The sequence below is a fragment of the Chitinophaga sp. genome (assembly GCF_036569185.1).
Lineage (GTDB): Bacteria > Bacteroidota > Bacteroidia > Chitinophagales > Chitinophagaceae > Chitinophaga.
The window spans coordinates 1-13,593 of record NZ_DATCRD010000259.1 but is presented as its reverse complement, the minus strand read 5'-3'; the positions used below and the strand labels follow the sequence as shown (position 1 = coordinate 13,593).

Annotated in this window: 16 protein-coding genes; 8 read left to right on the top strand and 8 right to left on the bottom strand. The window is 46.6% G+C overall.

Annotation, left to right across the window (positions count from 1 at the left end):
- Positions 1-62 precede the first annotated feature (62 nt).
- From VIM72_RS19705 to VIM72_RS19680, 6 genes are all read left to right on the top strand, one after another.
- A complete protein-coding gene (locus VIM72_RS19705) occupies positions 63-938 on the top strand; it encodes a YicC/YloC family endoribonuclease (RefSeq protein ID WP_332004533.1) in 876 nt (291 codons plus the stop codon).
- Positions 939-953: 15 nt separating this feature from the next.
- A complete protein-coding gene (locus VIM72_RS19700; RefSeq protein ID WP_332004532.1) occupies positions 954-1,442 on the top strand; it encodes a gliding motility lipoprotein GldH in 489 nt (162 codons plus the stop codon).
- Positions 1,439-2,458 carry a sensor histidine kinase gene (locus VIM72_RS19695; protein WP_332004531.1) on the top strand — a complete coding sequence of 340 codons (1,020 nt, stop codon included), beginning with the start codon at positions 1,439-1,441 and terminating at the stop codon, positions 2,456-2,458. Before VIM72_RS19700 ends, VIM72_RS19695 begins: the two co-directional genes overlap by 4 nt.
- Before the next feature lie 61 nt (positions 2,459-2,519).
- Positions 2,520-3,230: a response regulator transcription factor gene (locus VIM72_RS19690; RefSeq protein ID WP_079471554.1), complete on the top strand. Its 711-nt coding sequence runs from the start codon at positions 2,520-2,522 to the stop codon at positions 3,228-3,230.
- A 222-nt stretch (positions 3,231-3,452) separates the two neighbouring features.
- On the top strand, positions 3,453-4,259 hold the full coding sequence (locus tag VIM72_RS19685) for a sensor histidine kinase (RefSeq protein WP_332004530.1): 807 nt from the start codon (positions 3,453-3,455) through the stop codon (positions 4,257-4,259).
- A 117-nt stretch (positions 4,260-4,376) separates the two neighbouring features.
- The gene (locus tag VIM72_RS19680) at positions 4,377-5,123 is read left to right on the top strand and encodes a LytTR family DNA-binding domain-containing protein (RefSeq protein ID WP_332004528.1); all 747 of its coding nucleotides are present in this window, start codon (positions 4,377-4,379) and stop codon (positions 5,121-5,123) included.
- Here the strand turns inward: VIM72_RS19680 and VIM72_RS19675 are convergent.
- The 3 genes from VIM72_RS19675 to VIM72_RS19665 form a co-directional block, all read right to left on the bottom strand.
- Positions 5,118-5,894 carry a tetratricopeptide repeat protein gene (locus tag VIM72_RS19675; RefSeq protein WP_332004527.1) on the bottom strand — a complete coding sequence of 259 codons (777 nt, stop codon included), beginning with the start codon at positions 5,892-5,894 and terminating at the stop codon, positions 5,118-5,120. The genes VIM72_RS19680 and VIM72_RS19675 overlap by 6 nt on opposite strands.
- A gap of 19 nt (positions 5,895-5,913) precedes the next feature.
- A complete protein-coding gene (locus VIM72_RS19670; protein WP_332004525.1) occupies positions 5,914-7,815 on the bottom strand; it encodes a BatD family protein in 1,902 nt (633 codons plus the stop codon).
- Positions 7,816-8,005: 190 nt separating this feature from the next.
- Positions 8,006-8,707 carry an SDR family oxidoreductase gene (locus tag VIM72_RS19665; protein ID WP_332004523.1) on the bottom strand — a complete coding sequence of 234 codons (702 nt, stop codon included), beginning with the start codon at positions 8,705-8,707 and terminating at the stop codon, positions 8,006-8,008.
- Between the two features lie 96 nt (positions 8,708-8,803).
- Here VIM72_RS19665 and VIM72_RS19660 point away from each other — a divergent pair, with 96 nt between their 5' ends.
- Positions 8,804-9,499 carry a YjjG family noncanonical pyrimidine nucleotidase gene (locus tag VIM72_RS19660; RefSeq protein ID WP_332004522.1) on the top strand — a complete coding sequence of 232 codons (696 nt, stop codon included), beginning with the start codon at positions 8,804-8,806 and terminating at the stop codon, positions 9,497-9,499.
- Between the two features lie 152 nt (positions 9,500-9,651).
- Here VIM72_RS19660 and VIM72_RS19655 read toward each other — a convergent pair whose 3' ends face one another.
- From VIM72_RS19655 to VIM72_RS19635, 5 genes are all read right to left on the bottom strand, one after another.
- Positions 9,652-9,873, bottom strand: a complete 222-nt coding sequence (locus VIM72_RS19655; protein ID WP_332004521.1) for a hypothetical protein — start codon at positions 9,871-9,873, stop codon at positions 9,652-9,654.
- Between the two features lie 28 nt (positions 9,874-9,901).
- On the bottom strand, positions 9,902-10,555 hold the full coding sequence (locus tag VIM72_RS19650; protein WP_332004520.1) for a phosphatidylserine decarboxylase family protein: 654 nt from the start codon (positions 10,553-10,555) through the stop codon (positions 9,902-9,904).
- An 86-nt stretch (positions 10,556-10,641) separates the two neighbouring features.
- The gene (locus VIM72_RS19645) at positions 10,642-11,526 is read right to left on the bottom strand and encodes a phosphatidate cytidylyltransferase (protein ID WP_332004519.1); all 885 of its coding nucleotides are present in this window, start codon (positions 11,524-11,526) and stop codon (positions 10,642-10,644) included.
- A gap of 110 nt (positions 11,527-11,636) precedes the next feature.
- A complete protein-coding gene (locus tag VIM72_RS19640; RefSeq protein ID WP_209855785.1) occupies positions 11,637-11,888 on the bottom strand; it encodes a DUF2007 domain-containing protein in 252 nt (83 codons plus the stop codon).
- 29 nt (positions 11,889-11,917) lie between these two features.
- Positions 11,918-12,865, bottom strand: a complete 948-nt coding sequence (locus tag VIM72_RS19635; RefSeq protein ID WP_332004518.1) for a type II CAAX endopeptidase family protein — start codon at positions 12,863-12,865, stop codon at positions 11,918-11,920.
- Positions 12,866-13,047: 182 nt separating this feature from the next.
- Here VIM72_RS19635 and VIM72_RS19630 point away from each other — a divergent pair.
- Positions 13,048-13,593 (top strand): tRNA-dihydrouridine synthase family protein (locus VIM72_RS19630; RefSeq protein WP_332004517.1); only part of this gene is annotated, 546 nt, incomplete at its 3' end.

The following is a 13,593-nucleotide window of genomic DNA, read 5'->3' as shown; positions in this document are numbered from 1 at the left end:
TTTGCTTTACGCTTTATGCTTTCAGCTTTTTTAACTAGGTTTGTCACCTACAAATTTGTATTATGCTGAAATCAATGACCGGCTTCGGAAGGGCAGAAAGCGCAAGAGGCGAAACTAGTATCGTAGTGGAGATCAAATCGCTGAATGGAAAGCAGTTTGAGGTGAATCTGAAGTTTTCTCCTTTGTTAAGACCCTATGAATTTGACATCCGTACCCTTATGCAGCAAACCTTGCAGCGCGGAACCCTGGATGCAACCATTAATATCCGCCAGAATGGCGCCACCCGCCCGGTTGTGATTAATACAGACCTTGCAAAATATTACTATCAATCTATTACCATGCTGGCTAACCAGCTGGAGCTTCCCCAGGGAGATATGCTCAATGTACTGATGAAACTGCCCGAAGTGGTAAGCCCGGCTACAGAGCAAATAACTGAAGAAGAATGGAAAGATGTGGAAGATACATTGCGTGAAGCACTGATAGACCTGGATACGCATCGCCAGGATGAAGGGCAGATGCTGGAAGCCGATCTGCAGCAGCGCATCGATAATATAGATGCCTATATGCAGAAGGTCCGCGAGCTGGACCCGCTCCGCAAAGACCGTATACGCCAGCGTCTTGAAGGGCTGCTGGCCGAGCATGTGGGAAAAGAAAATGTAGATGCCAACCGCCTGGAACAGGAACTCATCTTCTACCTGGAGAAACTGGATATTTCAGAAGAACTGTCGCGCCTGGAGAATCATCTCCGGTATTTCAGGGAAATCCTGAAAGACAACGATTCTGCCAAAGGAAAGAAACTGGGTTTTGTGTTACAGGAAATAGGCCGGGAAATCAATACTACCGGCTCCAAAGCCAATGATGCCGGTATACAGCAATGGGTGGTGCTGATGAAAGATGAACTGGAAAAAGCCAAAGAACAAGTATTAAACGTTTTATAGTAAGGCGAATACCGTATGAACAAACTTTTCATGGCCACAGCAGGCTTGTTACTTTTGGCTGCAGCCTGCAAGCCACCTAAAATGGACACTTACGAAAAGAACCTGGAAATTCCCGGGCATGAGTGGACATATGACTATAAACCATCTTTTGAAGTAAAAATACAACCGGAAGATACTGCGTACCTTTACAATATCTGTGTAAACATCAGGCATACAGATGCCTATCCTTACAGTAATATCTGGGTGTTGGTAGGTACGCAATATCCCGGCGACAGTACAGTAAAAGAACAGCGGGTGGAACTGCCGCTTGCGGATGTAACCGGTAAATGGTCCGGTACAGGCCTGGATGATATTTATGAGCACCGTATCTTCATCCAGCAACGCGCTATTTTTAATAAACCGGGTACCTACAGGTTTACCTTTGAACAAAATATGCGGCAAAATCCGCTCCCCTATGTAATGAATGTTGGCTTGCGGATTGAGAAAGCCGGCACAAGGCCATGATGAAAAGAATTTTCAATAAAATGCAGGAAGGGAAGTCCGTTTCCTTCGTCTATTTTTTAGTAATGGCGTATACAATTGCCGCACTGGTATGGTGGGGCATTTTGTTGTTCAGACAAAGTGAACAGATCCGCGCCTTCGAACAGCAGAACCTTTCCCTCAGGGTAGATAGCCTTACACAGCCGGTAGAGCACCAGCTGGAACTGCAACGCATCAATAAAGAAGAACGGATGCGCGCTTTCAAATACCTCGGTGAAGGCCTTATCTTTTTAGGGATCATTTTACTCGGCGCACTCTTTGTATACAGGGCCGTGTGGAAATATATGAAGCTCAGCAGGCAACAGCAGAATTTTATGATGGCAGTTACGCATGAACTGAAATCGCCTATCGCTGCAGCCAAGCTGAATCTTGAAACAATCCGTAAACACCGGCTCGATGAAGAAAAACAACTGAAGCTGATCAATAACACCATCCGTGAAACCAACCGCCTCGACCAGCTGTGTAATAACATCCTGCTGGCAGCGCAGCTGGAAACACACAAGTACCAGGTGTTTAAAGAGCCCCTGGATTTTTCAGCCCTGGTGGAAAACAGTATCAAGGATCTTGATGGCCGCATTGGCACCCACCAGATCATAGCAGATATTTTACCGCATGTGTGGATGGAGGGTGATAAGCTGACCTTACAAATTGTACTGAGCAATCTGGTGGAGAATGCCGCAAAATATGCCCCTAAAAATACCACCATCTTTGTAAAACTCTTTGAAAGCAACCAGCAGCTGAAATTACAGGTGATAGATGAAGGTCCGGGAATCCCGGAAGAAGAAAAACTCAGGATCTTCCTGAAATTTTACCGGGTAGGCAATGAAAACACCCGTAAGGCGAAAGGCTCCGGCCTTGGCCTGTTCCTCACCGCCAAGATAGTGGAACAACACCGTGGCAACATTGAAGTGAAAGACAATGTACCCACCGGCAGCTGTTTTGAAATATCATGGCCTGAATATTCCGTGCAAACGGCGTAAATTAGATAACGGATTGATGAATACCGGGATCCGGATTCGATGTAAAATCAAACAATAACACATGAAGGAAGCGACAAAGGCATCAATACTGCTGGTGGAAGACGAGGAAAATCTCCAGGAAGCCCTGAAGCTGAACCTGGAGCTGGAAGGTTACGAGGTTACTGCAGTGGACAACGGCACAGCTGCACTGAAAGCAGTTAAAAACGAATATTTCGATCTTATTATACTGGACATTATGCTACCTGAAATGGATGGTATCGCCGTATGCGAAAACATCCGTATTCAGAATAATGAAATCCCCATTCTTTTCCTGAGCGCCAAAAACAGCAGTGCAGACCGTGTACTGGGCCTCAAAAAAGGCGGCGATGACTACATGACCAAACCCTTTAACCTGGAAGAACTCCTTTTAAGAGTGGAAAAGCTCATCGTAAAAAATAAAAAGATCCAGGATAAAGACAGCGTACCCAATGTATACCGCTTTGGTGATAACGTAATAGACTTTGCCGCGCAGGAATGTGTGGGCAAAGATGGTAAACACTATGAGCTGAGTAAGAAAGAAGCCATGCTGCTGAAGCTGCTTATCGAAAATAAAGGGGAAGTAGTTACCCGTGAAAAGATCCTCCAGGTGGTTTGGGGTTATAATGTATATCCTACCACGAGGACTATCGATAATTTCATCCTCAATTTCCGTAAGTATTTTGAAGAAGACAGCCGGAACTCCCGCTACTTCCACTCCGTAAGGGGTGTGGGCTATAAGTTCACGGAAGCCTGATCCGGGCATTAGGCAAATGCAGCAGTAGATAAGTATACCCATCTCCGCTGTATTTGCTTAATGCTAAGGGCTATTAGCCCGATAGCCACTTTTCACCCCATTCTCCCCAGTTTCCTGTAAAAACCCGCCTCATAGTAAATCCCACTTTCTATTGGAGATTAATTAGCCGATATTTATTGCGCTTATAAGAATAGAGAAGTATACTTCCTATAAACCTAGTTAGTGGCACATTATACTGATATCGTCTTTGCTGCGGAGTGGCCCTTCTGGCTGTTTTTTTTGTTAAGTCTCGTTACCCTAATAGTATTTTTTACCCTGCGGGAAAGAAAAATCAGGAGAGCCTCAGCGAAAGAAATCACCAAAACCCATGCGTTGATTAACCTGGAACTCCATGCTTTCCAGGCGCAGATGGACCCGCATTTCATATTCAACAGTCTTAATGCCATCCACCACTATATTCTTACCACCAGTACAGACATGGCCTCCCTGTACCTTACCCGCTTCTCCCGGCTTATGCGGTTGATGATCGGTAATTTCAATAAGGAATGGATCTCCCTCCAGGACGAGCTGGATGCCCTGGAACTGTATATCCAGCTGGAACAGCTGCGTTTTGATGAACAGTTCAACTACCAGCTGGTGGTAAGCCCTGAAGTGAACCGGCAGTTCACCCTCATCCCTCCCCTGATCATCCAGCCCTATGTGCAGTATGCCATCTGGCACAGGATCCTGCTAAGGCCCGAAAAATCAGGCGGGCAACTCAGGATCATCCTCTCAAAGGAAAACGACCGGCTCCAGATCCAGCTGGAAGACAACGGTATCCTGATCACCGAAATGCTTGACAATACCGGTGAGCGGCAGGCATCCGGGATCGATATCGCCTCAGAGCGGCTATACATGATGAGCGAAAAATACCAGATGAAAGCCAGCATAAAATCCTTACAGGTATATAATGAAGAACGGGAGCCTTCCGGTAACCGTCTTATTATCAGTATGCAGCATGTAGCCGCCCGCCAATCCCTGGCTGGCTAGGCTTTAATTGGTAATGTCCGGTAAATTGCTTAATTTCTACACGGATAATGGAATCAAAGACCATATACTTTTACCTGCAACATTACATCTGAACTACCTATCATAATCTGATCCTACATGCGTACCATTATCGTGGACGACGAGAAGCACAGCCGGGATGCACTGCATATGATGTTGGAGAGGTACTGCCCGCACGTTGCTGTACAGGCACTTTGCAGCAGTGGCCCCGAAGCCCTGGCTGCCATTGAACAACTACATCCCGATTTGGTATTCCTGGATATCGAAATGCCGGGAATGGATGGATTCCAGGTACTGGAGGCCTGTAATTACCACTCTTTCGTCGTTATTTTCATCACTGCCTATGATCAGTATGCCCTCCAGGCCATCCATCACAGTGCATTGGATTATCTCCTTAAGCCTATAGACAGCAATGAGCTGAAAGACGCTGTAGAAAAGGCCGGTTCCCAATCCACCGCTGTTACGGCCGGAAAAGTGGATGACCTCCTTCATTTCCTGCAGGAGCAGCTGAACCAGGACGAACGGCTGGCACTGCCCACGTCAGACGGTTTGCGGATGGTAACCGCCAGGAACATCATCTATTGCAAAGGCGCGGGTACGCAAACCCGGTTGCATTTACAGGAACCTGAAAAGCCGGTAATGGTATGCCGCACCCTGATGGAAATGGAGCAGTGGCTGGCAGATAAAGGATTCTTCCGTGTACACAGCAGTTTCCTCATCAACCTGTCTTTTATGGAAAAATATATAAAGGGGGATGGCGGGGAGATTATAATGAGCGATGGTTACAGCGTACCGCTGGCGCGGGATAAGAAACAGGATTTCCTGCAGCGTATTGAAAAACTATAACCGTTTGATATAATTACAACTGATCCAACCGTTTTTACCATCTGCCAGCTCAATTTTGCAGAAGTCGCGGGTGGCATCTGTAATCCGCACTTTCATGCCCTCTCCCACTTCAAAGGCATCCCGGCTGTTTTCGTCGGGAGAAGTTTTTGCCCTGATATTACCGTTCATTACAATCCCCGCTTCATGGTTATTGGACCACAGGTAAGTATCTACAGCCATGATGAGGTACAACGCACATAATGTGCCCAGTACATAGGCGCCCCAACGTAAAAATTTATTCCTCCACCCGGGAAGATATACATTGAGCACAATAGCGGCAATAAACAACCAGAAAAGGATCACCGTACCTGCTGCCCAGCCATTGGCTTTATGGAGATGTTGCAGCTGTAACCACCACTGCTGGAAAAACACCATCGGCAACTCTTCCACATAGCCGTTTACTTTCTGATTGGCTATGGCAAGGTTATGCTTCACAGCCCCATCGTTGGGCGATAGTTGTAGTGCTTTCTCGTAATTATAAACCGCCTGCCCGGTTTTACCTGCTTTATACCAGGCATTACCTGCGTTGAAGTAAAGCGCTTTCTGTGTATGACCTTCATCCAGCAATTGCTGGTAAATCCTGGCCGCCTCTGTGAACTTGCTTTGATTAAAGAGTTTGTTCGCATCCTCAAACCGCTGCTGCTGCGAAGGCGTTTGTGCATGGCTCATTGTGAAAGCCAACAGGCATATAACAGCCAATAATACCGGTTTAATTTTTCTGTAGTTCAGCATTTCGCCTTTCGTTAAGTAATTAGTTCTTTAACGCATCTTCCAGGTTGGTGATAATGCTCACCGCCTGTTCGTAAGTTCCCTGCATTTTCCGGTTATCCTGTCCCGGTGCATACAAGGCCACTTCACAGTTATCGATCAGGTTAAACAGGTCGTGCGTATTACTGCCGTTAATATGGCGGGCGCTCAGTTTATCCTGTATCAGTTGTTTGCTCAGATCGGCCATTGGTATTTTCAGTTTGGAACTGAGGTAACCCCATACTGCGCGTGATGTTTCTTCATAAAAGGCTTTATCCTTGCCTTCTTTCAGGTAGCGGGCAGCCAGTTCCAGCCGTTTCAGCGCTACTTTATTGGCGTAGCGGTGCTTCAATACTGCGGCGTTGGTAGTATTGTAGTCCCTGCGGCGTTTGTAGAAAATAATGCCAGCGGCTATCAGCAATGGTAAAATCAGTAGGGCATAGAACCAGGGGCTGAGAATAAACCAGCTATGATTCCGTGTCCAGTCGAGGATACCTGTTTCATTTTTTACCAGCTCATTTTTGCCGGCGCTGAAATCCTGTTTATCCTGCTTGATATGTTTGCCCTGTTCAATCTGGATGTTGAAAGGCTGGGAGTGCAATGTTTTGTAACTGTTGGCTGCAGGGTCGAAGTAAGAGAATTCCACCGCCGGTATGGTATGGTCGCCGGCTTCCTGTGGCATCAGCACATATTCAAAAGTGCGGCTGCCGGAAAGAGGATTGCTGTTTTTCTCTATATCGTCGGTTACTTTCGGATCATATTTTTCGAAGCCGGTAGGTGTTTCCACTTTAGGGGAATTCAGCAGGTTCACATTACCCTGGCCGCTGATGGTTACCTTCAATGTGAGGGCGTCATCGGTAGTGAGTTTCTTTTTATCCACCACGGCAGTCATGTTAAAGTTGCCTACGGCGCCGTTGTAGCTGATCGGGCGTCCATCTACAGGAACTGGTTTAACCGTGATCTTTATAGGGTTGCTCTGAATTTTGTAAGGAACATCCTGGTATTCCACTTCCGGACGATTGAAGAAATCGTCGAAGAAAGGATCCCTGAATGCAGGATCGTTGAAAAAATCTTCAAAAGGATCCCTGCCCCTGTTGCTACCTCCTTTTTTACTCACCATTTTTACCAGGCGCACCTGGTTGTCTACTTCCACGGGATCCAGTTCCAGGGTGCCCGACTGCAGTGGGAAAAGCAATGTTTTCCGGATGGTGAACACTTTATAGGGAACACCATTCACCCTTTCTTCCGTAGCCTGCGGAGGGTTAGGCAGTTCAATATCCTTGGCGGAAAATCCTTTGAAAGCGGGTACTTTGGTAACACTGGAATTTGTAGGAAGACGGGTAAAAAGTTTATACGTGGCCGTTAGTTGCTCCCCTTCATATAAATTGGTTTTATCTACTTCTACTTTCAGGAAAATATTCTTCTTCAGTTTTTCATTGATATCTTCTCCTTTCTTCAGGATACCTTCCTGTATGTCTTCATTGCCACCGGACCCGCGGTGTGGCGGGAAGCCGGACGAGGGAGACGGGGCCTGCTGTTGTTGCTGGGCATTGCCTTTCCTTACTTCAATTAAAACCGGGTTTGATTTAACGAGATTGCCGTTTACACGCGCCTGGGCGCCGGCAATGGTGAAGCTGCCCACATGTTTCGGTTGCAGCAGGTAACTCAACGCAATATACTCAGAACGTTTACCATTGAAAATGGATTGCCCCTGCATTTGAGAAGGGCCCTGCAACACTTCAAAATCCTTGAAACTGGGGGGAGTAAAACTTGAGATATTCACACCATTCTCCAGCATAAACTGGATCTGGAATGGTTCATCCAACGTCACGGCATTATTGCTCACAGTGGTAGTAAAGCGGAACTCCTGCGCCTGGGCACAGGCTACCGATCCTATACAAATCAAAATGGCGTAAATACACTTCCTTATGCAAAAACTGTACATCATAATTATGTCAACAAATTTAACCAAAGCCGCGCCGGAAGCGCTGTAAGACCCCGTTAAAAGTTAGTTAAATCATTCTAATATGTTCTTATTTAGTTATCTTGAGAAAGAACATTTTCTGCCCGCTGAAAAATCCAATATAATAAGATGTTTAAATATCTCCCAACATGGGTCTCAGTATAATTTCCTCCACTACAGTTTGCTTTGCCATGGTCCAGGCAGCCCATATTACAGCGGCAATGTCTTCAGGGGGCATCATCCTGTCGGGAGGGGCCTCAAAGCCTTCCCAGGAAGCGGTTAAGGTAGGTCCGGGACTAACTGCTGAAACCCCGATGTAATGTTGTTTCAGCTCTTCCCGCAGGTTCTTCGTAAAACCGAGCAAGGCGTATTTGGTGATGCTGTAGGCGCCGCCATTGGGATAGGCCCGGTAACTGGCAGTAGAGCACATGTTAAAAATATATCCTTTGCGCCGGGTGATCATAGCGGGTAATAAGGCACGGGTGAGATGATAAGCGCTGTATACATTTACTGCCATCATCTTTTCAAGTAGCCCTTCTTCTTCCTGGTGAAGCGCTCCGGGTACAAAAATACCGGCGTTGTTCACCAGGATATCCACCTGCGGGAATGCAGCAGTCACTTTATCGGCAAATGCCAGTACCTGTGATTGATCCCCCATATCCACCACTTCTGCCAATACCATTACTGCAGGGTTTTTCCGTTGGATATCTGCTTTAGCCAAAGCGAGCGTATCTGCATGTCTCGCACAAATCGCTACATTGAATCCTTCCAGCGCCAGTTTTTCCGCTATTGCCTTTCCGATGCCCTTGCTGGCGCCCGTAATTACTGCATTCATAGTTTCTTTCATTAATGCAGTAAAATAAGGAATTTACTTTGGAATACACCAGCGCCCTTCTCCCATCTCTGTGGTATTTTGTACCTTTGCGGCGTCATGAAATACAAACATCTTTTCTTTGACCTGGATCATACGCTCTGGGACTTTGAAACAAATGAACAGGAAACACTGCTGGAGCTTTACAACAGCCATGGCCTGGAAAGCAGGGGGATACCATCTTTTGAAGCATTCTCGGTTTCTTATGTGGCGCATAACGAACGCCTGTGGGATCGCTTCCGTAAAGGATTTATTACGCGCCGTGAGTTGCGCGACAAGCGCTTCCGCCTTACACTGGTCGATTTCAAAATAGGAGACGAAAAGCTGACCCAGAAGATCAGCGATGAATTCCTCGAAATATTGCCGTATAAAAAAGCGTTGTTCCCGGAAACGAAAGAAACGCTGGAATACCTTGCCGCAAAGGGGTACCCTATGCACATGATCACTAACGGCTTCGAGGAAACGCAGTTGCTGAAAATGAAGAACGCCGGGATTGATCATTACTTCACCCATATTGTTACATCGGAAGCAGCAGGCAGCCTGAAACCTTACCGGGAAATTTTTGACTACGCCATTGGCAAAGCCAATACCAGCGCAACAGAGAGCATTATGGTCGGGGATGCCATGGAGCTGGATATCAAAGGGGCGCATGGTGTGGGTATGGACCAGGTATATTTTAACCCGGCCAAGCCGCCGGTCGATTTTCAACCCACTTATGTGATCGGGCATCTGCGGGAACTGAGAAATATTTTATAGGCAGAAGAAGAGGTATCAAAATAAATTCAGGCGCTAAGCTTTACTTAAATGGTAGCCAGGGTATCTGAATAAAAAGCGGGTGTATCATACTTTTGATACACCCGCTTTTTTGCTTTATGCCGGAACAAATGAAGCCCTGTATTAACAGGCGCTCATCGCTGTGCTTTTGCTTTTGTTTTGTTGGCTGCGGCCATTCTCAGGCTGGCGGTTTTTGACGGCTGCTGGCAGCAGCTTTTACCTTTAGCGGTAGATTTACAGGTAGCAGCGGAACAATCCTTTTTGGATTTGGAAGCTGTTTGGGTTTTTTCCTGTGCCAATGCTATGCCTGCTATCAGCAGTAATGCGGCTGCGCCGGTAAAAGCTTTCTTTATCATGATAAATGCCGTTTAGCTTTTAAAGATACTAGATTTTAGCAACAACTGTAATACCGCCCTGGACTACCTGCCCCAGCTGAACGGTTACTTCCGTACCAATGGGCAGGTAAAGGTCTACACGTGAGCCGAACTTGATAAAGCCCATTTCTTCGTTCTGGCTTACTTCCATGCCTGGTTTCAGGTAGTTTACAATCCTGCGGGCCAGTGCGCCTGCAATTTGCCTTACCAGGATATCCGTTTTGCCATTGCCGATTACCACGGAATGTCTCTCGTTTTCTGTGGATGATTTCGGATGCCAGGCCACAAGGTATTTACCGGCGTGGTATTGCGACAGTTTCACGTTACCACTGATAGGGTTACGGTTTACATGCACATTGGCAGGGCTCATAAAAATGGATACCTGCAGGCGTTTATCCTTGAAATACTCCGGCTCATATACTTCTTCAATTACCACTACTTTACCATCGCAGGGAGAAATTACCAGCGAATCACCAGTTGTATATTGCCGGGAGGGAATACGGAAGAATGAAACGATGAACAGGAAGAACGCAAGGGAAATAATGGATACCGTCCAGCACAGCGCCGGCGCGTTACCGAACCAATAAAATACTGCTCCGTTTATTAACGCCAGTACCAGGAATACAAGGGAAATGGTAGCAAATCCTTCACGATGGATCTTCATTGTTTTTTTATTAGATGATTGATGTTTGTGTTTAATCTGGGTGCAAAGTTACTTTAATTCAATTTTTTTCGAATACGAATGTTTTGTTAACGCATCATAAAAAACTGAACATAGATCCAGGCGAAAGGAGCCGCCAGCAGCAGGGAATCGAACCGGTCCATAAATCCCCCATGGCCAGGCATGATCTTACCTGAATCTTTTACGCCAGCCATCCTTTTCAGCTTAGATTCTATCAGGTCACCAATGGTGCCGAATATAGCGGCAATGAGGGCCAGTACTATCCAATGCTGCAGGGCCAGGTACCGGTAGCCCCAGAAATGCCCGTAAACGCCGGCTGTAGCCACCGCCAGGATCATTCCCCCTACTGTGCCTTCAATGGTTTTCTTGGGCGATATGGCCGGGGCAAATGGTGTGCGCCCTATCAGCGAGCCTACAATATAGGCCATGGTATCATTGATCCAGATGAATATAATAAGCAGCAGGGGAATCAACCAGCCAGGTGCTGTGCCCACATTTTCGGGGGTATAATGAATATTGATGGCATTTACCCGGATATGGATCAGCAATCCGAAGGGAATGATCACATACAGTAACCCGATAGCCGAGTAACCGATATTCTTTAAAGAAAAGTCCTTACTCATCAGCACTTCTCCCAAAGGCATAACCAGCAGGAAAATCACAGCTGTCCACCAGCCCAGCAGTCCTGTGGGGATGCCGCCTATTTCAAAGTTATCTCCGGTAAAAGTAAGCAGGATAGCCGCTCCTGCAATAGTAGCGCCCCATTTATGCCAGGAGGAAACACTGGTATAATCCGGGTCAATCCCCCGAAGCAGCCTGAAGTATTCCTGGAGGGCGAAACAGCCGATCAGGAAGAAAAGCAGGAAAAAGGTATAGTCGGCCCACAGGATCCCTCCCAGCATTACTGCCACAAACACAAGCGCAGAGGCAGTGCGGGTGAAAAATGTCTTCATTATGGTTGTATCTGTTGATTAAATTCTACCCGCAAAAGTGGATAAAAATACCCTACAGAGCAAATTCCTTTCAGGGAAGCTACCAGGAGCACTATTTGCAGGAGATCTCACTATTCTTCCTCTTCCAGCTGGTTCGGATCGCCGGTAGGCAGGTTATTGTGATTATGCACCAGGTCTTTGGCTATTTTTTCCTGCGACTCATGCACATATAATTCTACCTGTCCGGGCAGGGTAATATTGTAAGAGGAGGATTGCCGGTTGAGCAGAACCGCCTCAATATCGTTATCCAATAACATTCCCTTTACTATTTCGGCTTCAAATGGCCGGTCGCTCGAGAAAATTTTCACCCAGTCTTTTTCCATAATATTTGCTTTAATATCTTTTATAAAGATTAAAAATTTTCGTCTGCTCCTATTTCTTCTACTTCTGCCCCATCCTTTCTGTTCACCGGGTCTGTCATCAGCATGGGTGTTGATTTCTTACTTAACGCCCAGAACAGCCCAATGGTTACGGGAATGCTCAAGACGATATAATACCATTCTACGGGTGTATTTTTCATCGGGTCTTCTTTTACCATTCCGTGTTGGAACAGGTATAGCAGTATTACCTGCAGCCCGTTGTTCAGGATATGTGCAAAGATGCTCAGCCAGAGATTGCCGCTGAGCACATAAATGGCTCCCAGGGCAAACCCCATTACCACGCGGGGCAGGAAGCCCAGCATTTCACCATGAATAGCGCTGAACAGGATAGATGTAATAAATACACTCAGCCATACCTTCCCGGTAGCTTTGATGATAAGCCGCTGAAAAACGCCGCGGAAAAAAAGCTCTTCTGCAATGGCCGGTACAATGGCCACCAGTACCAGGTTGATGAACAGATCCTGCAGGGTGGGCATTTTCAGCATAACGCCCAGCAGCTTTTCAGCCATACTTTGCAGGTCGCGGGCGGATTGTGAAATAGGCCAGGTTTCATTCCACTGGCCCAAAAGATTGGCGAAGGGTAAACTGCCGTACATAGCCAGTAATGCCAGTATTATCTGCAAACCGGATGGTGTTTTCAGACCCAGGTATTTTGCAGGATAAGGCTGCCACAGGTAAGCAAAAAGCGCCGCCGGCACAAAGAAGGCGATGAGGGTGTAAAGGAATTGTGTTATTTTCAGATAGCCGATCGAGTTAGGGTCGGTAAGTGTGCCCGACTGAAGCGCTTCCAGCGTTTGACCGGTTACACCCGGTGTAATCGCCTGAAGCCCATAAAGGTACAGGGCAAAGAACCCAAAGGCAAAGCCCAGGAATGTTACAAACTGCAATGAAACGGGTGACTGCTTCAGATAACCGGACATAAAAAGATACTGTATTTTTTGCGTAAATTTACAGCGCGAAATTAAGTTTTTGCAGATGCTTACCGCTTACCGCAACTGCTGAACGATAGCCGTTACTGCAAAGAAATCCTGCTTGTAAAAGAAATAGTATATAAAATATTAAAATAATAACTCCGGCAAAAGCTGCGCTGGTTATATAAATTATGGTGAAGATAGGAAATATTGAACTGGGAGAATTCCCTTTATTACTGGCGCCCATGGAAGATGTGAGCGACCCGCCTTTTCGTGCGGTGTGCAAGGATAACGGGGCTGATCTCATGTATACAGAGTTCATATCTTCTGAAGGGTTGATACGTGATGCTATCAAAAGCCGGAAAAAACTGGACATCTTCGATTATGAACGGCCGGTAGGTATCCAGATCTTCGGGGGAGACGAGGAATCCCTGTCGCTGGCCGCACAAATCGTGGAAGCCACCAACCCCGATCTGCTGGATATAAATTTTGGCTGCCCGGTGAAAAAGGTAGCCTGTAAAGGCGCCGGCGCCGGTATCCTGAAAGACATCCCTAAAATGGTTAAACTTACTGCTGCCGTGGTAAAGGCCACCAAGCTGCCGGTAACCATTAAAACCCGTTTGGGCTGGGATGAGGAAACAAAAAATATTGAAGATGTAGCTGAAAGGCTCCAGGATGTAGGTATTAAAGCCCTTACCATTCATGGCCGTACACGGACCCAGATGTATAAAGGCAGC